The organism is Lysobacter sp. ESA13C (assembly GCF_019970005.1).
GTDB classification, from domain to species: domain Bacteria; phylum Pseudomonadota; class Gammaproteobacteria; order Xanthomonadales; family Xanthomonadaceae; genus Lysobacter; species Lysobacter antibioticus_B.
On the sequence record NZ_JAHXYK010000013.1, the window covers coordinates 1 to 18129 of the forward strand.

Below are 18129 nucleotides of genomic sequence, written 5' to 3' on the forward strand. Positions count from 1 at the left end.
CATCGAAACCGGCCTCAGCGCCTTGTTTCGTGCTCGTCACCGAAGTGCCCGAGCGAGCCGCACACTATACAGCAGTTTTCGTGAACGTCAACACCTGTCCGCGAAACTTTTTGCTGCTTCCCGACTCCTCGTCCGCTTCGTTTTTCCGAAGCTTCCGTCTCACCGGGCCGCGCATCTTACAGCATGTTTTCGACTCGTCAACACTTATCGAAACCGCCGCTTTCTGCGCCCCGCCAACCTTACAAACCAGTCAGCGGGCCGCGCATCTTACAGCAATGTTTCAGACCGTCAACACCTGTCGAAACCGCTCTTTCTGCGCGTCCCCGCCGATCGATACATCCGGTCAACGGGGCCGCGCATTATGCATACATGAACAGGGCTTGGGAAGCGATTTCGAAAAAAATGAACAGGGAATTTCGTGGCCGCGGTGGAAAGCCTTATGGGACGGGCTTAACGGGTGGTTTGCGACCTGGGTCGGCCCTCACCCCGCCCCCTCCCGCAGGCGGGAGAGGGAGAAGAACACCGCTAGAGGGATGCATTTCGCCGGTTGCGTGGCATTTCGCAGGCCGGAGGTTCATCGGCGGCGCCGGTCCGCAAGCGCCGCAATGCAGCCAGGCGGCTCTCGGCTGAGCCGCCGACGGCTTAGGCGGCGACCAGGCGAACCCGGGCGAAATTGCGCTTGCCTACGGCAAGCACGCCCTCGAACCCTGGGACGAACACCTGCTGCGGGTCTTCGATGACGTTGCCGTCGACCTTGACCGCCCGCTCCTTGAGCTTGCGGTTGCCTTCGGCATTGCTCGGCATCAACCCGGCGGCCACCAGCAAGGCGGCAATACGCAGCCCCTCGGCCGGCACGCCGACGTCGGTCAGCGGCAGGGAGGCGATATCGCCCTCGCCGCGCACTGCGGCATTCCAGCCCGCCATGGCCTGCTCGGCGGCCTGAGCCCCATGGAAGCGGGCGGCCAGTTCGCGCGCCAGGCGCATCTTGAGGTCGCGCGGGTTGAGCTGGCCCGCGGCGATCTCGTCTTTAAGACGGGCCGCCTCGGCGATGCCGATCTCGAAGCTCAGCAGGTCGATCCAGCGCCACATCAGCACGTCGTCGATCTTCATCGTCTTGGTGACGATGTCGATGGCCGGCTCGTTGATGCCTATGTAGTTGCCGAGCGACTTGGACATCTTGTTGACGCCGTCCAGGCCTTCCAGCAGCGGCATGGTCAGGACGATCTGGGCCGGCTGGCCGTGGTGCTCCTGCAGGCCGCGCCCCATCAACAGATTGAATTTCTGGTCGGTGCCGCCGAGTTCGACGTCGCACTGCAGCGCCACCGAGTCGTAGCCCTGCACCAGCGGATACAGGAATTCGTGGATCGCGATCGGCTGCTGGGCGGCGTAGCGCTTGGCGAAATCGTCGCGTTCGAGCATGCGCGCGACCGTGTGCTGGGCGGCGAGCTTGATCATGTCGGCCGAACTCATCTGGCCGAACCATTCGGAATTGAAGCGGACCTCGGTGCGCTCCTTGTCCAGCACCTTGAACACCTGGTCGGCATAGGTCTGGGCGTTGGCGAGCACGTCTTCGCGGGTCAGCGGCTTGCGGGTGACGTTCTTGCCGGTCGGGTCGCCGATCATTCCGGTGAAGTCGCCGATCAGGAAGATCACCTGATGGCCCAGGTCCTGGAACTGCCGCATCTTGTTGAGCAGCACGGTGTGGCCGATGTGCAGGTCGGGCGCGGTCGGGTCGAACCCGGCCTTGATCCGCAGCGGGCGGCCCCCGGCCTTCATGGATGCGGTGAGGCGGGCTTCGAGCTCCTCGCGCTTGAGGATTTCGTCGGCGCCGCGGGCGATCAGGTCGAGGGCTTCTTGTACGGATGAGGACACGTGGGGACTCGCTCGGCGGCCACGCCCCGGAGTGCGAACGCGGTCACGGATTCAGGTTAATTGGGAGTTAAACGAAACTGGGCCGGCTGGAGACAAAAACCCCATTCAGCTCAAGGGTTTGACGCGTACTACTCGTGTGACTATGGTAACGCCGCTACGCGGCCTTCACACCTCACGCGAGGGATTCATCCAATGACAGTACCCGAGCAGGCTTCCAGTGTAGGCGCGCAACGCCGCGAACGACTGAAAGCACTGCGTGAAGCCGCCTTGCGCCGCCCCGTGTTGGCGCGTCATCTTTCCGATGGATTCAACGGTCGCTGGTCGGGCCGCCAGTGGGTGCAGGCCGGTCTGTTCGCGACCCTGGGCATGATGGTCGCAGCCATCGTGCCGGGTTTCAGCCAGTCGACCGCCTCGGTGCGCGTGCACGAACCGCGCCAATCCCTGGCCTTGGCCCTGCCGCCGCTGCCGATCGCCCGCGTACGCGGCGAACACGGCGACAGCTGGCAGCTGGTGCGGATCAATCGCGGCGAGACCCTGGGCTCGGTGTTCAAGGACCTGGACATCCCGGCCTCGACGATGCACAAGATCCTCGAACAGCCCGGCGCCAAGGAAGCCCTGAAGCGCATGAAGCCCGGCACCGAGCTCGGGTTCGACATGCCGGTCAACGGCAGCCTGCGCACCTTCCGCTACGACCGCGACGACAGTCACCGCATCGAGCTGAGCCTCGCCGGCGACAAGATCACCCAGAAGATCATCACCCGACCGACCGAGAGCCGCACCGTGGTCCTCAGCGGCAAGGTCGGCAAGTCGTTGTTCCGCTCGGCGCGCAAGGTCGGGCTGACGCCGGCCAACATCAATACGCTGACCGACGACATCTTCAAGTACGACATTGACTTCAACGAAGACGTAGGCGCCGAAGACCGTTTCAGCGTCGTGGTCGAACAGACCTGGCGCGAAGGCGAACTGCTCAGCACCGGTCCGGTGCTTGCGGCGACCTTCACCAGCGAAGGCCGCCTGCATACGGGCTTCCGCTTCGAGCGCGGCGGCAAGGCCGAGTACTTCACCGGCGACGGCCGCCCGCTCAAGAAGAGCTTCATCCGCATGCCGATTCCGTATGCGCGCCTGACCTCGGGCTTCGGTTCGCGCCGCCATCCGGTGCTGGGCCGCATCCGCATGCACACCGGCGTCGATTACGGCGCGGGCACCGGCACGCCGATCATGGCCGCGGGCGACGCGCGCGTGCAGTTCGTCGGCTGGAAGGGCGGTTACGGCCGCGCGGTGATCCTCGACCACGGCCGCGGCTACACCACGCTGTACGGGCACATGTCGAACTTCGGCCGCATCCGGCCCGGCCAGCACGTCGGCCAGGGCACGGTGATCGGCTATGTCGGCAGCTCCGGCCTGGCGACCGGCCCGCACCTGCACTACGAATTCCGCATCAACGGCGTGCACCGCAACCCGCTGTCGGTGACGATGCCGCCGCCGGAGCCGCTGAGCGGCATGGCGCTGGCCCAGTTCCGCACCCAGACCGGCGTGGCTCTGGCGCGGATCCGCCAGGTCGAGAACATCATCTACGCCGATGCGGGCCCCGCTCCGGCCGCGACGCCGGCCAAGGCGAACGCGAAGAAGAAGACGACCAAGGCCTGATCGGGCCGCGGCAAGCGAAAGGCCTCTTCGGAGGCCTTTGTGCTTTTTGGGGATGGCGTCATGGATGCCATGCAAGGGCGGGAGGCGTTACCGTGGGGCGCTATACCGCATAGGAAACTCGTCGTGATTGGGAATTCGGCTACTTCAGGCCTTGGGAGCCCTCGTCGTGATTGAGAATTCTTCGGTCCCGACGGCCACTCGCGTCGTCTCCCTCACAGGAATCTTCACCATGGTCCCGGCTGCCGCTGGCGTCGCTACGCCCCTTTCAGGCCTTTTGGAGCTCCGTCGTGGTTGAGAACTCTTCGGTACCGGCTGCTGTTGGCACCGCTACGCCTGTTTCAGGCCTTTGGGAGCTTCGTCGTGGTTGAGAACTCTTCGGTCCCGGCTGCCGCTGGCACCGCTACGCCTGTTTCAGGCCTTTATCTTGGACTGATCTCCGGGACCAGCGCCGACGGCATCGACGCCGCGCTGGTGCGCTTCGCAGACGGCGCCGCGCCGACCCGCTGCGAACTGGTGCTCGGCCGCACCTACCCCTGGCAGGAGGCGCTGCGCGAGCGCCTGGTCGCGCTCGGCCAGGGCGGCGACGCGCGTTCGCTGGAAGAACTGGGCACGCTCGACGTGCAAGTCGCCGAAGCCTTCGCCGACGCGGCGCTGAGCCTGATCGGCGAGGCCGGCGTAGCCGTATCCGAGGTCGCCGCGATCGGCTCGCACGGCCAGACCGTGCGTCATCGCCCGGCCGGCGCCGGCTACGACGGCCGCCATCCTTTCACCTGGCAGATCGGCGACGGCGCGGTCATCGCCGAACGCAGCGGCATCGCCACGGTGGCCGATTTCCGCCGCCGCGACGTCGCCGCCGGCGGCCACGGCGCGCCGCTGATGCCGGCCTTCCACGCTGCCCTGCTGCATTCCGACGCCGAGGACCGGGCCGCGCTCAATCTCGGCGGGATCGCCAACTTCACCCTGTTGCCGGCGCACGGCGACGTGCGCGGTTTCGACACCGGGCCGGCCAATTGCCTGATGGACGCCTGGGCGCTGCGCCACCTGGGCACGGCGTTCGACGCCGACGGCGCCTTCGCCGCGCGCGGCACGGTCGATGCGGACCTGCTTGCGCGCCTGCTCGACGAGCCCTGGTTCGCCCTGCCGCCGCCGAAGAGCACCGGACGCGAGCAATTCCACCTGGCCTGGGTCGAGGCCCGCCTGAGCGGCGCGGAGGCGCCACAGGACGTGCAGGCGACCCTGCTGGAACTCAGCGCGATCACCACCGCCGATGCCTTGCGCGCGCACCAGCCGGCGACGAAGCGGGTGCTGGCCTGCGGAGGCGGCGTGCGCAATAGCGCCCTGCTCGAGCGGATCGCCGCGCATCTGCCCGGGGTCGCGGTCGAGTCGACCGTGCCTTACGGCCTGGACCCGGATTTCGTCGAGGCGATGGGCTTCGCCTGGCTGGCGCGGCAAACCTTGAGCGGACTGCCGGGCAACCTGCCCAGCGTCACCGGCGCGCGCGGTCCGCGCGTACTCGGTACGGTGCACCCCTCCGCCTGACCGCGGCCGCTGTCGGCGCGACCCGGCTTCAGGCCGAGTCGGTGTTGATGCGGAACTCTTCGAGCAGTTCCAGGCTGCTGAAATCCGGACCGCTCGGCTTGGGCTCGGCCGGTTCGGCGCGGCCGATCAGGGAGAACCCCGGGTCGCTGGGGATGTGCTCCAACGCCGCGATCGCTTCCTGCAACGCCGAAGCGTCGGTGTCGCTGAAACGCCCGACCATCTCGGCCTCGACCGCGAACAGCCCGCTCTCGATCAGGTGCAGCGCGGTGCGCTGCAGACTCCAGCCACGCGTCTCCGCGACCCGGCGAATGCGGTCGGCCAGGATGGCGTCCAGGTTGTGCAGGATGATGTCGGCCACAGACGAGCAAAGTGCCATCGTTGCCGTATCGATAGCAACACGAAGTTGCTGGATTCGCGTTCAGGAACTCGACTGCACCGACGGTCGGCGCCTGCCGGCGGATACGAGGCGCCGCGATCAGGCCGTGGTTTGTACCGCCGTCGGCGGTTTGCGCGCCACCAGCACGATGCACAGCAGCAGGGCCGGGATGCCGACCAGCGCGGTACCGACGAAGAACAGCGAGTAGGCCTCGAGCAGGCTGCGATCGATCGCCAGGTGCTCTACGGCGACGCCGGACAAGCCCTTCAACACCTTGCCCAGCAGGGCGTAGAACGAGCTCAGCAACGCGTACTGGGTGGCGGTATAGCCGACGTTGGTCAGGCTGGACATGTAGCCGACCAGGGCCACGCCGGCATAGCCGTTGCAGAAGTTGTCGATCACCATCGCCGCGGTGAACACGCCCGGGTCGTTGCCGTGCAGGGCCAGGTAGGCGAAGGCCAGGTTTGAGCCCGGGCCGAGCACCGCGCCGGCGAGCAGGGTCTGAATGAAGCCGAAGCGCACCGCGGTCAGGCCGGCCGCGGCGACCCCGGCGATGGTCGCGACCAGACCGAACGAGCCACGCACCGCGCCGACGGTTTCCTTGGCCATGCCGAGGTCGGCGTAGAACGGATTGGCCATCGGCCCGAACAGGAAATCCGGCAGCCGGTACAGGCTGATGGTCAGCAGCATCAACAGCGCCCATTGGCCGTGCTGGCGGAAGAAGGCCACGAACGGGCCGACCAGGGCGTCGAACAAGCCTCGAGCGGAGAACAGCGCCGGGTGCGGGCTCGCCGCGGCGAGCACCGAAGCGGCCGGCTCGCGCGCCGACAGCGTCGCCAGTACCCCGACCCCCATCAACGCCGCCATCGCACCGTAGGACAGCGACCAGCCGGCCTGCGCGGCGAGGATCAGGATCAACGAATCTGTGACCAGCAGGGCGCCGCGGTAGCCCAGGGTCGAGGTCGAGGTCAGCAGCCCCTGCTGCTCGGGGCTGGATGCGCTTTCGATGCGCCAGGCGTCGATGACGATGTCCTGGGTCGCCGAGGCGAAGGCCACCACCAGCGCCAGCGCGCCGAACACCAGCAAGTGGTTCAAAGCGACTCCGCCGAGCAGCAACTGGCCCTGGCGCGGTTCGACCAGGGCCATGCCGACCAGGGCCGCGCCGACGACCAATTGCGATAGCAGCATCCAGCCGCGGCGCCGGCCGAGCCAGCGCCCCAGCACCGGCGCGTCGAGCTTGTCGACCAGCGGCGCCCACAGGAATTTCAGCGAATAGGCCAGCCCGACCCAGGACAGGAAGCCGATGGTCGACAACTCGATGCCGTTCTCGCGCATCCAGAAGCCGAGGGTGTTGCCGACCAGGTAGATCGGGATGCCCGAGCTGAACCCGAGCAACAGCATGACCAGGACCTTGGGCTCGCGCAGGTTGGCGAGCACCAGCCGCCAGCCCTTGCGCGCGGGCGGCGCCGCGCGCGCGGCCGCGGCGCCGGTCTCAGAGGTCATAGTCGACGCTGAAAGGCGCGTGGTCGGAGAATCGCGGTTCCTTCAGGATCGAGCAGCCGCGCAGCCGGTCGCGCAGGCTCGGGGTGGCGAACTGGTAGTCGATGCGCCAACCGACGTCGTTGGCGCGCGCGGCGCCGCGGTTGCTCCACCAGGTGTAGTCCTGGCCCTCGGCGTTCAAGCTGCGGTAGGCATCGACCCAGCCGCTTTCGTCCATGCACACGCCGTTGAGCCAGTCGCGCTCGGGCGGCAGGCAGCCGGAGTTCTTCTGGTTCGAGGTCCAGTTCTTGATGTCCAGGCGGGTGCGGACGATGTTCCAGTCGCCGCACAGGACGTAGTCGCGGCCGCTCGCCAGCCATTGGTCGAGAATGGGCTTCAGCCATTCCATGACCTCGAACTTGAAGCCCTGGCGCAGCTCGCCCGACGAACCGGACGGGATGTAGAACGAGACCACGCTGAGGTTGCCGAAACGCGCCTCGATGTAGCGGCCTTCCTCGTCGAACGGCGCCCAGCCCAGGGCCGTGCGGACCTCGTCGGGCTCGCGCCGGCTGTAGATCGCCACGCCGCTGTAGCCCTTCTTGGTGGTGGCGTCGCGGAAATAGGCGCGGTAGCCGTCGGGCAGGAAGGCCGGCCCGGCCAACTGGTGTTCCTGGGCCTTGGTCTCCTGGACGCAAAGCACGTCCGCGTTCTGGGTCTTGAACCAGTCGAAGAAGCCCTTGGTCGTGGCCGAGCGCAGACCGTTGGCGTTGAAGCTGATGATGCGCATGCGCGCTCCACATCCGAAGTGCGCACGATCATAGCAACGGCCGGGCACGGGTATCATGTCGGCCATGACCGTGGCGACCTCCGTTTTCAGCGATTCCGCGGCCGCCGTGCGCGTGCTGCCGGTGAACGAGGCGCTGGCGCCCGCGGTGCGCGCGCTGCAGGTCGCCCCCGAGCAACTGCCCTTCGTCGGCGACACCGCGTTCAACCTGGCCGACACCTGGCGCGACCCGAACAGCGAGGCGATGGCGGTGCTGGCCGGCGACCGCGTGGTCGGCTTCTACCGGCTCGACTTCAGCGTCCAGGCCATCGCCGGGCGCTCGCTCGGCGAGCCCGGCGTGGGCCTGCGCGCCTATATGATCGACCGCACCCAGCAAGGCCGCGGCTACGGCACGCGCGCCATCGCCGCCTGCCGCGACGACCTGCGCCTGCGTCATCCGCAGCGCCGCCTGCTCGCCCTGACCGTCAACGTGCGCAACCGCCCGGCGATCTCGGCCTACCTCAAGGCCGGCTTCGTCGACACCGGCGAGCTGTTCCACGGCGGCAACGCCGGCCCGCAGCACCTGATGCTGTTGCGCCTGATTCCTTCTTCCCCCGACCCGACCCCGCCATGACCGACCATCGCCATCGCTTCCTCCAGCTCGCCCTGAACGCCGACGCCCTGCGCTTCGGCGAGTTCACCCTCAAGTCGGGCCGGGTCAGTCCCTATTTCTTCAATGCCGGCCGCTTCGACTCGGGCGCGGCATTGGCCGGGTTGGCGAGTTGCTATGCCGATGCGATCCAGGCCGCGGGCCTGGAGTTCGACCTGTTGTTCGGCCCGGCCTACAAGGGCATTCCGCTGGCGACCGCGCTCGGCTGCGAATACGCACGCCGCGGCCGCGACCTGCCGCTGGCCTTCAACCGCAAGGAAGCCAAGGCCCACGGCGAAGGCGGCATGCTGATCGGCGCGCCCCTGGCGGGCCGCCGCGTGCTGATCGTCGACGACGTCATCACCGCCGGCACCGCGATCCGCGAAGCGCTCGGCCTGATCGCCGAGGCCGGCGGCAGCGTCGCCGGCATCGTCATCGCGCTCGACCGCCAGGAAGCCGTGGACCCCGCACAATCCCGACGCTCGGCGGCAGAAACTGTCGCAATCGAACACGCTCTGCCGGTGGTCGCGATCGCCACCCTCGACGACCTCCTCGCCTTCACGGGCGAGAGCGCAGAGTTCGCCTCGCAGCGCGAGCGCCTGCTGGCCTACCGCAGCGCTTACGGCCGTAGCGCGGAAACCTGATCGCCGGACGGCGGCGCAGGAGACGGATGTGGGCGTTGGACGACGCCCGCACTGTGATCGCAGGCACGAAAGAGGAGACCGACATGGCCCGACTCTTGCTTGGTTCTTTGCCGATTGGCCGACCGTTCGACGGCACGAGGGCGACATGAACCGACTCCATACCCTGCTGGCCAGCGCGCTGCTGCTGGCGCTCGCTGCCCCGCTGGCCGCCGCCCCGCCCAAGGACAAGGCCAAGCAGCAGACCAACAAAAAACTTTACTGCTGGAACGAAGGCGGCCAGAAGGTTTGCGGCGACGCCCTGCCGGCGCACGCGATCGACAGCGCGCGCACCGAGATCAGCGCACGCAGCGGCCTGCGGACCGGCCAGGTCGATCGCGCCCTGACCCCGGAAGAGCGCGTGCTTGCCGATCAGGCCGCTCGCGCCGCCCGCAGCGCCGCCATGGCCGAAGAGGCGCGCAAGCGCCGCGACCACGCCATGGCCGAGTCGTACGCGACCGAGCAGGAGCTGCGCGACTCGTTCCAGGAGCGGATCATCCTGCTCGACGAGACCGTGAAGGCCTCGCAGCTCGGCATCGACGGCCGTCGCCAGACCCTGTTGAGCCTGCTGCGCCGCGCCGGCGAAGCCGAGCTCGGCACCAAGCCGGTGAGCAAGACCCTGGCCGACAACATCCGTCACCAGCACGAAGAGCTGATGCACCAGCAGGAGATGCTCAAGCAGCAGTTGGCCGAGCGCAGCGTCGCCGACGACGACCTCGCCGCGGCTCTGGAGCGCTATCACACGATGAAGGCGCGCCGGCCCAATCAGGGCTGAGCCCGGCTGGGCCGGTGGCCGTAGCGAGCGGTCGCGGCAAGCAAGCCCATACAAGCACGCCCATGAACGAAAACGCCGCGGCAAGCCGCGGCGTTTTGGTGTGCGTTGTCGGCGATGCCGGTCCGGCCGGCGTCGCTTCGGTGCGGCTTAGAACGGCAGCTTCAGATCCGGCTTCAGCGCCAGCAACTGGGCGCGGAACGCGTCCTGGATCCGCACCAGCGCCTCGTGAGTGTCGGCGTCGAAGCGCATGACCAGGATCGGCGTGGTGTTGGATGCGCGCACCAGGCCCCAGCCGTCGGCGAAGTCCACGCGCAGGCCGTCGATGGTCGACAGACGCGCGCCCTCGAACGAAGCCTCGGCGACGAAACGCTCGACGAAGCTGTGCGGGTCGCCGTCGGGCGCGTCGACCTTGATCTCGGCGGTGGCGACGCCGCTGGGCAGCGCGTTGAGGGTGTCGCTCGGGCTTTGCGGCTGTGCCGACAGGATCTCCAGCAAGCGCGCCGCCGAGTAGATGCCGTCGTCGAAGCCGTACCAGCGCTCCTTGAAGAAGAAGTGGCCGCTCATCTCGCCGGCCAGTTCGGCGTCGGTCTCGCGCATCTTGGCCTTGATCAGCGAGTGGCCGGTCTTCCACATCAGCGGGCTGCCGCCGTGGCGCAGGATGTGGCCCGGCAAGCGGCCGGTGCACTTGACGTCGTAGATGATCATCGCGCCCGGGTTGCGTTCGAGCACGTCGGCCGCGAACAGCATCAGCAGCCGGTCCGGGAAGATGTTCTGGCCGTCGCGGGTGACCACGCCGAGGCGGTCGCCGTCGCCGTCGAAGGCGATGCCGAGATCGGCGTTCAGGCGCTCGACCATCTTGATCAGGTCGACCAGATTGTGTGGCTCGCTCGGGTCCGGGTGATGGTTCGGGAACTCGCCGTCGATCTCGCAGTACAGGGGCGTAACCTCGGCGCCGATCGCGGCGAGCACGCGCGGACCGACGTCGCCGGCGACGCCGTTGCCGGCATCGACGACCACCTTGAGCGGACGATCGATCTGGATATCGGAGGCGATGCGCTGGACGTAGTCCTCGGAGATGTCGCGCTGCGACAGCGTGCCGGGCTCGGCCGCGGTGTGCAGACGGCCTCCGACGATGCGCTGGTACAGGTCGGTGATCGTCGCGCCCGACAGGGTCTCGCCGCCGACCACGACCTTGAAGCCGTTGTAGTCCGGCGGGTTATGGCTGCCGGTGACCGAGACGCAGGAACCCGCGCGCAGGTGATAGGCACCGAAGTAGACCAGCGGGGTCGGCGCCAGGCCGATGTCGACGACGTTGCGGCCGGCCTTGCGCAGGCCGGCGATCAAGCCTTCGATCATCGCCGGGCCGGACAGGCGGCCGTCGCGGCCGACGACGATCTCGGTCAGGCCCTGGTCGTGCATCACCGAGCCGATAGCGTGGCCGATCATCTGGGCGACGCCGGGGTCCAGGGTCTGGCCGATCACGCCGCGGATGTCGTAAGCGCGGAAGATTCCGCCATCGATGGCCACGGCCTTGGGCGCGGCGGAGTTCTGGCTTTCGGTCACGTTGGCATCGGTCGCTTCGAGCGGAGAGACCGACATGGTCTCAGCCAAAGTCTGAACCGGGCCTTCGTCTTCGACCGGCACCGTGCGGTAGGCACGTTGACGCAGGCGCATCAGCACGAACGCCAGCAGGCCGAACACCACCGCGGCAATGAAGCAGCTCAGTGCCCCGAGCCCCAGCGGGCCGCCGGGCACGTCCGGCACCGCCGCGGCCAGGCGCAGGTCGCTGCCGGGGATCTTGGCCGCCATCGCCTCGGCGCCGTTGCCGAGCGAGGTGTCGCCGCGTTCGATCACGCTGAAACCGCCCTGGCGCAGGGCCAGGTAGCTGCTGCCGTCGACGTCGGCCTTTTCGATGCCGTCGCTGATGCGCTGCAAGGGCAACTGCAGATAGGCCACGCCGACCAATTGCTCGCCGGCGCGCGCCGGCGCAGCCAGCGCCAGCACCGGCTTGCCGCCGTCGCGCACGATCGCCGCGGTCGGCTTGTCGGCGACGATCGCCGCTTCCATCGCCGCGAGCCGGCCGTAGCCGCTCTTCGGCAGTTGCGCGTAGTCGCCGGCCAGGTCGGGCGGCAACACCGCGCCGGCCTTGGCACCGGGCCAGCTCTGGGTTAGCAGGGTCGCGGCGCGCTGCAGGTCGCCGGCTTGCAGCGCAGCCTGCATCTCCGGAGCCGCCATGCGCTCGCGCAGGCGCTTGTGCTCGATGCCGAGGGCGTCGTGGGCGGCGCTGACCGCCTTGTCGCGCGCACTGACCAGATCGGCCCGACGCGAGGCGTCCCGATGTTGCTGGATGCCGCTCCAGCCGAACCACAGGGTCAGCAGCAGGCAGACGAACGCCGCCGGCAGCAGCACGGGCTTGATTTGCGCCAGCGACAGCTGCGGCTTTTCCATTTTCACATCGACCATTGCCAGAACCTTTCCCCTGTCTGTGCCTTGCGCGGGCGATACCCCAGTCTGCACCGGGGCCGCGGATCATTCCGTCGACTGTGCCTCGTGGCGCGGTCGCTCCCGTGGTTGTCTAGCACGATGTGTGCCATGGCACCCGTTATTCGCTCAGCGCACCCCGGTATGGCCGAAACCGCCGCCCCCGCGCGCGCTGCTTTCGAACTCGTCGACCACCTGCAGGCTGGCCCGCACGATCGGCAGGACCACCAACTGGGCGATCCGATCCCCCGGCTGCATCGTAAAAGTCTCGCGGCCCCGGTTCCACACGCTGATCAGCAGCGGGCCCTGGTAGTCGGCGTCGATCAGGCCGGTGCCGTTGCCGAGCACGATGCCGTTCTTATGGCCCAGCCCCGACCGCGGCAGGATCACCGCGCACAAGGTCGGGTCGCCGAGATGGATGGCCAGGCCCGACGGCACCAGCGCGGTGTCGCCCGGGTGCAGGACCAGCGGCTCGTCGAGCGCCGCGCGCAGGTCGAGGCCGGCGCTGGCCGGGGTCGCATAGCTCGGCAGCGGCCATTCATGGCCATGCCGCGCGTCGAGGATCTTGAGTTCGAGCGTGTGGTTCATCGATTTGGAAGTCCGGACAGGGAGGGCGCCGCCGCGGCGCGCAAGGCTCAGGCCGGCCAGCGCGCCAGGATCAGATCGAGTAGTTCGTCGGCGAGTTGGGTCTTCGGCGCCGGGCCCAGGGCGCGGGCGCCGTCGCGCCAGTAGACGGTGAGCGCGTTGTCGTCGCTTTCGAAACCGCTGCCGGCCACGCCGACGCGGTTGGCCGCGATCAGGTCGACCCGCTTCTTTTCCAGCTTGCCGCGGGCGTAGAACTCGACGTCGTGGGTCTCGGCGGCGAAGCCGACGACCAGGGTCGGGCGCTGCGGATGCGCGGCGACCTCGGCCAGGATGTCGGGCGTGCGCACCAGCTCGAGGGTGAGCTGCTCGTCTTTCTTCTTGATCTTGCCGGACGCGACCTGCGCCGGCGCGTAGTCGGCCACGGCGGCGGCGCCGACGTAGGCATCGGCCGGCAAGGCCCCGATCACCGCCTCGCGCATCTGCCGGGCCGAACGCACGTCGATCCGCTCGACCCCGGCCGGGGTCGCCAGGGCGACCGGGCCGGCGACCAGCACCACCCGGGCGCCGCGCCGCGCCGCGGCCTCGGCGATCGCGAAGCCCATCTTGCCGCTGCTGCGGTTGCCGATGAAGCGGACCGGGTCGATGTCTTCGAAGGTCGGGCCGGCGCTGACGACGAGGCGCCGGCCGGCGAGGCTGGCGCCGCTCATGCCATCGCTCCGGCGAGGGCGGCGACCAGTTCCTGCGGTTCGAGCAAACGGCCGGGGCCGGATTCGGGTTCGGCCATGCGGCCCTCGCCCGGGCCGAAGAACGCCACGCCGCGCCCACGCAGGGTCGCGACATTGGCCTGAGTGGCGGGATGACCCCACATGCGGTGATTCATCGCCGGGGCGATCGCGACCGGCGCTTCCGAGGCCAGGCACAGCGTGCTGATCAGGTCGTCGGCGAAACCGTGGGCCAGCTTGGCGATCATGTCGGCGGTGGCCGGCGCGATCAGGATCCGCTGCGCCCAACGCGCCAGTTCGATATGCCCCATCGCCAGCTCGGCCGCCTCGTCCCACAGCGAGCTGCGGACCGGATGGCCGGACAGGGCCTGGAAGGTCGCGGCACCGACGAAGCGGGTGGCGTTCTCGGTCATGGCCACGCGCACCTGGGCGCCGGCGTCTTGCAGGCGCCGCACCAGGTCGGCCGCCTTGTAGGCGGCGATGCCGCCGCAGACGCAAAGCAGGATGCGCTGGTCGTGCAGCGGCAGGGATTTGTCTTGCGCCATGGGCGGGCCGGAGCTCGTTCGGTTCTCGATGCAGGTTCGGAGACGATGAGTGATGCGGCCGCGACGAACGCCGCGTCGGCGAATCCCTACATCCTCTCGGCGGTCTAGCTTACCCGATGCCCCGCACGCCCCCGATGCCGCCCCTGGCCGGCACCGCGCAGGATGCAGTCATGAGAATCCACGAATGGCCGAGCGCGGAACGCCCGCGCGAAAAATTGCTCGCCCACGGCAGCGGCTCGCTGTCGGACGCCGAGCTGCTGGCGATCTTCCTGGGCTCGGGCCTGCGCGGCCAGGACGCGGTCGGCACCGCCCGCGGGCTGCTGACCGAGCACGGCCCCTTGCGCGACCTGCTCGACCAGCCGCCTGCCAAGCTGGTGCGCATGCGCGGCATCGGCACGGCCCGCGCCTGCGCCCTCAAGGCCGCGCTGGAACTGGCCACGCGCTGCCTGCGCGCCGAACTCGATCGCGGCACCGCCCTGACCGACCCGGAATCGGCCGGGCGCTACTTCGCCCAGCGCCTGCGCGGCCTGCAGCACGAGGTGTTCGCAGTCATGTTCCTGGACGCCCGTCACCGCGTGATCGGCTTCGAGGAAATGTTCCAGGGCACCATCAACGGTGCCGAGGTGCATCCGCGCGAGGTGGTCCGGCGCGCCCTGCAGCGCAACGCCGCGGCGGTCATCGTTGGCCACAACCACCCCAGCGGCAACGCCGAGCCCAGCCAGGACGACCGGGCGGTCACCGCCCGCCTGAAGCAGGCCCTGTCCCTGGTCGAGATTCGCCTGCTCGACCATTTCGTGGTCGGCGACGGTCTGCCGATCTCGATGGCCGCGCGCGGCTGGGTTTGAACCCCGGTCGGGACGATGGCCCGGGGGCCGACCGCTCCGCCCCGTACTCACGGCGCCTGGACGTGCCAGGCCGGAATATCCGCGGCCCGACGAAGCCGTCGATCGCCCGCGCAAGCCCGTTCGATACGGGTAAAATGCGCGGTTCCGTAATGCCCTGCGAATCGCAAAGTCCCCTGTGAAAGCCACCCTACATGCGCTCGTCGCGCAGGCCATCGACGCATTGCGCGCAGCCGGCACCGTGCCGGCCGACCTGTCCACGCCCGATTTCGTCATCGAGCGCCCCAAGAGCCGCGCCCAGGGCGACTTCTCGACCAATGCCGCGATGCTGCTGGCCAAGCCGGCGCGCAGCAATCCGCGCGAGATCGCGCAGAAGCTGATCGAGGCCCTGCCCGCCAGCGCCGATCTCGGCCGGGTCGAGATCGCCGGCCCGGGCTTCATCAACTTCCACGTCGACGAAGCGGCCTGGCGCCGCCAGCTCGGCGAGGCGCTCGCCCAGGGTGCGCAGTACGGCCGCAACGCCAGCGGCGCCGGCCGTCGCGCCGGCGTCGAATACGTTTCGGCCAATCCGACCGGCCCGCTGCACGTCGGCCATGGCCGCGCCGCGGTGATCGGCGACTGCATCGCGCGCGTGCTCGGCGCCAACGGCTGGAACGTCGCGCGCGAGTTCTACTACAACGACGCCGGCGTGCAGATCAACAACCTGGCGATCTCGGTGCAGGCGCGCGCGCAAGGGCGCACGCCCGGCGACACCGACTGGCCCGAGGACGGCTATCGCGGCGATTACATCGCCGACGTCGCCCGCGCCTATCTCGACGGCGCCACGGTCGAAGTCGACGGCCACAGCATCACCGGTGCCGGCGACGTCGACGATCTCGACGCGATCCGCCGTTTCGCCGTGGCCTATCTGCGCCGCGAGCAGAACGCCGACCTGGCTGCCTATGGCGTCGGCTTCGACGTGTACTTCCTCGAAAGCTCGCTGTACGAGCAGGAGAAAGTCGAGGAAACCGTGCGCGAGCTGATCGCCCACGGCCACACCTACGAAGAAGGCGGCGCCTTGTGGCTGCGCTCGACCGATTTCGGCGACGACAAAGACCGCGTGATGCGCAAGTCCGACGGCACCTACACCTACTTCGTGCCGGACGTCGCCTATCACCTGAGCAAGTGGCAGCGCGGCTACGAGCGCGCGATCACCGAACTCGGCGCCGACCATCACGGCTCGCTGGCGCGCGTGCGCGCCGGCCTGCAGGCGCTCGACGCCGGCATTCCGCAAGGCTGGCCCGAGTACGTGCTGCACCAGATGGTCACGGTCATGCGCGGCGGCGAGGAAGTGAAGCTGTCCAAGCGCGCCGGCAGCTACCTGACCCTGCGCGACCTGATCGACGAAGCCGGCCGCGACGCGGTGCGCTGGTTCCTGATCGCGCGCAAACCCGATTCGCAGCTGACCTTCGACATCGACCTGGCGCGTTCGCAGTCGATGGACAACCCGGTCTATTACGTCCAGGTCTCGCATGCGCGCATGTGCGGCCTGATGCGCCAACTCGCCGAGCGCGGCCTGTCCTATGACGCGGCGCACGGCCTGGCCCAGCCGCTGGACCTGAACGACGCCGCCGCTCACGAGCTGATCGTGACCCTGCTGCGCTATCCCGACGTGGTCGCGGTCGCCGGCCGCGACCTCGAGCCGCACCAGATCGCCGGTTATCTGCTCGAATTGGCGCAGACCTTCCAGACGTATTACAACGACCACCAGTTCCTGGTCGACGACGACGCCCAGCGCCATGCCCGCCTGGTGCTGGCCGCGGCGACGCGCCAGGTGCTCGCGAACGGTCTCGAACTACTTGGGGTGAACGCCCCGGAGGTAATGTAAGTGGCAGCACGACGCGGAAAATCTCAGGCCAAGCGCAACCAGGGCAACGACAGCCTGCCGGGCTGGGCCTGGGGCGTGATCGGGCTGCTGCTGGGTGTCGTGTTGATCCTGGTCGCGCCCAAGTACCTCAAGTCCGACGGCGACGGCTTCTTCCGTCCGCAGCCGAACCCCGACGCCCAGCCGGCCGCGGTCACGGCCGATGAAGAGCCGGTCGCACCCGAGGACAGCAACGCGGCGGCCAAGCCGGCGCGCAACGCCGATGCGGCCGACGCCAAGGCCGACGACGACAAGACCGGCAAGGACGGTAAGGACGGCACCGACTACGACTTCTACACCCTGCTGCCGGGCAAGGAAGTCGAGATGAGCGATGCCGAACTCGCCGCGACCGAAGCCGCCGAAGAGCAGCGCCGCGCCGCCCAACAGCGCAGGAACGCTCAGACCGCCGCGACCCAGCCGCAGCCGGTGCAGGCCGCGACCGCGGTGCAGACCGCGCCGCCGACGCGAACGCCGGCCGCCGCCTCGAGCACCACCGCGACCACCGTCAGCCTGCCCAAGCCGGTCGACACCATCGCCGTCGAGCCGGCCCGCACCGCCGCACCGCCGGTCCAGGTCGCCAGCGCGACCCCGCCGCCGGCCACTTCGGTCACGCCGAAGCCGCCGGCCGTCGCCGCGACCCAGGGCAACGTCGCCAAGCCCGCCGCGGCCAGCGACAACACCCGCTATCTGCTCCAAGCCGGCGCCTTTCAGGCTTCCGGACAGGCCGAGGAAATGAAGGCCAAGATCGCGATGCTCGGCCTTGGCGCGCGCGTGGAATCGGCGCAGATCAGCGGCAAGACCGTGTACCGCGTGCGTATGGGGCCCTACGGCACGGCCAGCGACCTGGCCGACGCCAAGCGCAAGCTCGCCGACGGCGGCCTGCCCGGCATGGCGATCAAGGTGCAGTAAGCCGGCGCCGCTGCGGCTGCGACAGGCGCAAAGGAAACAGGCGCAAAAGAAAAGGCCGGGCCGCAAGCCCGGCTTTTTGTTGGCCGCGATCCCCGCGCAAGACCGCGATCCGGTACTCGCGCCATTGACGGCCTGCAACGCTGCATCGCCTTCCACCGACCATTCGCCTCCGAGCGCGTGCGCATCCGGCGACCGGAGATTCGCCCGGCCCGGCATTCGCCGTACCCGAGTCGCCGACTCGCCGGGCAAAAACTGCCGCGATGCGTCACCGCGCGTCGGCGCAGCGCCACCTTCCGGCAGCGCGCCCGGCCACAGCGCGACGCCGGTCACCCTGCGTCGCACGAGCGTCGAAGTAGACTGCG

At 68.8% G+C, this 18129-nt stretch carries 14 protein-coding genes and 1 pseudogene; 8 read left to right on the forward strand and 7 right to left on the reverse strand.

Annotated elements, in window-relative coordinates:
- Positions 1–642: 642 nt before the first annotated feature.
- Positions 643–1872, reverse strand: a complete 1230-nt coding sequence (gene tyrS, locus LC490_RS21060) for a tyrosine--tRNA ligase (RefSeq protein WP_223621504.1) — start codon at positions 1870–1872, stop codon at positions 643–645.
- 192 nt (positions 1873–2064) lie between these two features.
- On the opposite strand from tyrS, the gene LC490_RS21065 reads away from it, so the two are divergent.
- Together LC490_RS21065 and LC490_RS21070 are read left to right on the forward strand one after the other, a co-directional pair.
- The gene (locus LC490_RS21065; protein WP_223621505.1) at positions 2065–3519 is read left to right on the forward strand and encodes a M23 family metallopeptidase; all 1455 of its coding nucleotides are present in this window, start codon (positions 2065–2067) and stop codon (positions 3517–3519) included.
- A gap of 360 nt (positions 3520–3879) precedes the next feature.
- Positions 3880–5058, forward strand: a complete 1179-nt coding sequence (locus LC490_RS21070) for an anhydro-N-acetylmuramic acid kinase (RefSeq protein ID WP_223621506.1) — start codon at positions 3880–3882, stop codon at positions 5056–5058.
- Positions 5059–5086: 28 nt separating this feature from the next.
- Here the strand turns inward: LC490_RS21070 and LC490_RS21075 are convergent, their stop codons facing one another.
- From LC490_RS21075 to LC490_RS21085, 3 genes are all read right to left on the reverse strand, one after another.
- Positions 5087–5434 (reverse strand): hypothetical protein, encoded by a 348-nt coding sequence (locus LC490_RS21075; protein WP_223621507.1) that lies wholly within the window; start codon positions 5432–5434, stop codon positions 5087–5089.
- A 99-nt stretch (positions 5435–5533) separates the two neighbouring features.
- Positions 5534–6937 (reverse strand): MFS transporter, encoded by a 1404-nt coding sequence (locus LC490_RS21080; RefSeq protein WP_031371323.1) that lies wholly within the window; start codon positions 6935–6937, stop codon positions 5534–5536.
- Positions 6927–7700: an exodeoxyribonuclease III gene (locus LC490_RS21085; RefSeq protein WP_031371324.1), complete on the reverse strand. Its 774-nt coding sequence runs from the start codon at positions 7698–7700 to the stop codon at positions 6927–6929. Before LC490_RS21085 ends, LC490_RS21080 begins: the two co-directional genes overlap by 11 nt.
- Before the next feature lie 55 nt (positions 7701–7755).
- Between LC490_RS21085 and LC490_RS21090 the strand changes: the two genes are divergently transcribed.
- From LC490_RS21090 to LC490_RS21100, 3 genes are all read left to right on the forward strand, one after another.
- Entirely contained in the window at positions 7756–8310 is a 555-nt protein-coding gene (locus LC490_RS21090) for a GNAT family N-acetyltransferase (protein ID WP_051884667.1), read from the forward strand.
- The gene (gene pyrE / locus LC490_RS21095; protein WP_031371326.1) at positions 8307–8969 is read left to right on the forward strand and encodes an orotate phosphoribosyltransferase; all 663 of its coding nucleotides are present in this window, start codon (positions 8307–8309) and stop codon (positions 8967–8969) included. The genes LC490_RS21090 and pyrE overlap by 4 nt, the downstream gene beginning before the upstream one ends.
- Positions 8970–9114: 145 nt before the next feature.
- Positions 9115–9780: a hypothetical protein gene (locus LC490_RS21100; protein WP_223621508.1), complete on the forward strand. Its 666-nt coding sequence runs from the start codon at positions 9115–9117 to the stop codon at positions 9778–9780.
- 147 nt (positions 9781–9927) lie between these two features.
- Here LC490_RS21100 and LC490_RS21105 read toward each other — a convergent pair whose 3' ends face one another.
- From LC490_RS21105 to coaBC, 3 genes and pseudogenes are all read right to left on the reverse strand, one after another.
- Positions 9928–12243 (reverse strand): phosphomannomutase/phosphoglucomutase, encoded by a 2316-nt coding sequence (locus LC490_RS21105; protein ID WP_031371328.1) that lies wholly within the window; start codon positions 12241–12243, stop codon positions 9928–9930.
- Between the two features lie 147 nt (positions 12244–12390).
- Positions 12391–12849, reverse strand: a complete 459-nt coding sequence (dut, locus tag LC490_RS21110) for a dUTP diphosphatase (RefSeq protein WP_223621509.1) — start codon at positions 12847–12849, stop codon at positions 12391–12393.
- Positions 12850–12896: 47 nt separating this feature from the next.
- Positions 12897–14113: pseudogene (gene coaBC, locus LC490_RS21115) on the reverse strand (bifunctional phosphopantothenoylcysteine decarboxylase/phosphopantothenate--cysteine ligase CoaBC).
- Positions 14114–14283: 170 nt separating this feature from the next.
- Between coaBC and radC the strand changes: the two are divergent.
- The 3 genes from radC (at position 14284) to LC490_RS21130 (ending at position 17767) form a co-directional block, all read left to right on the forward strand.
- Positions 14284–14958 (forward strand): DNA repair protein RadC, encoded by a 675-nt coding sequence (radC, locus tag LC490_RS21120; RefSeq protein ID WP_031371330.1) that lies wholly within the window; start codon positions 14284–14286, stop codon positions 14956–14958.
- 175 nt (positions 14959–15133) lie between these two features.
- The gene (argS, locus tag LC490_RS21125; protein ID WP_031371331.1) at positions 15134–16822 is read left to right on the forward strand and encodes an arginine--tRNA ligase; all 1689 of its coding nucleotides are present in this window, start codon (positions 15134–15136) and stop codon (positions 16820–16822) included.
- Positions 16823–17767 carry an SPOR domain-containing protein gene (locus LC490_RS21130; RefSeq protein WP_223621510.1) on the forward strand — a complete coding sequence of 315 codons (945 nt, stop codon included), beginning with the start codon at positions 16823–16825 and terminating at the stop codon, positions 17765–17767. It abuts the gene before it with no gap.
- Positions 17768–18129 lie beyond the last annotated feature (362 nt).

What these genes read in the sequence shown, in the direction of transcription:
- LC490_RS21085 (WP_031371324.1), bottom strand. Translation starts at nt 7,700, where the DNA reads ATGCGCATCATCAGCTTCAACGCCAACGGTCTGCGCTCGGCCACGACC.
- LC490_RS21075 (WP_223621507.1), bottom strand. Translation starts at nt 5,434, where the DNA reads ATGGCACTTTGCTCGTCTGTGGCCGACATCATCCTGCACAACCTGGAC.
- LC490_RS21105 (WP_031371328.1), bottom strand. Translation starts at nt 12,243, where the DNA reads ATGGTCGATGTGAAAATGGAAAAGCCGCAGCTGTCGCTGGCGCAAATC.
- dut (WP_223621509.1), bottom strand. Translation starts at nt 12,849, where the DNA reads ATGAACCACACGCTCGAACTCAAGATCCTCGACGCGCGGCATGGCCAT.
- pyrE (WP_031371326.1), top strand. Translation starts at nt 8,307, where the DNA reads ATGACCGACCATCGCCATCGCTTCCTCCAGCTCGCCCTGAACGCCGAC.
- LC490_RS21080 (WP_031371323.1), bottom strand. Translation starts at nt 6,937, where the DNA reads ATGACCTCTGAGACCGGCGCCGCGGCCGCGCGCGCGGCGCCGCCCGCG.
- radC (WP_031371330.1), top strand. Translation starts at nt 14,284, where the DNA reads ATGAGAATCCACGAATGGCCGAGCGCGGAACGCCCGCGCGAAAAATTG.
- LC490_RS21100 (WP_223621508.1), top strand. Translation starts at nt 9,115, where the DNA reads ATGAACCGACTCCATACCCTGCTGGCCAGCGCGCTGCTGCTGGCGCTC.
- LC490_RS21090 (WP_051884667.1), top strand. Translation starts at nt 7,756, where the DNA reads ATGTCGGCCATGACCGTGGCGACCTCCGTTTTCAGCGATTCCGCGGCC.
- LC490_RS21065 (WP_223621505.1), top strand. Translation starts at nt 2,065, where the DNA reads ATGACAGTACCCGAGCAGGCTTCCAGTGTAGGCGCGCAACGCCGCGAA.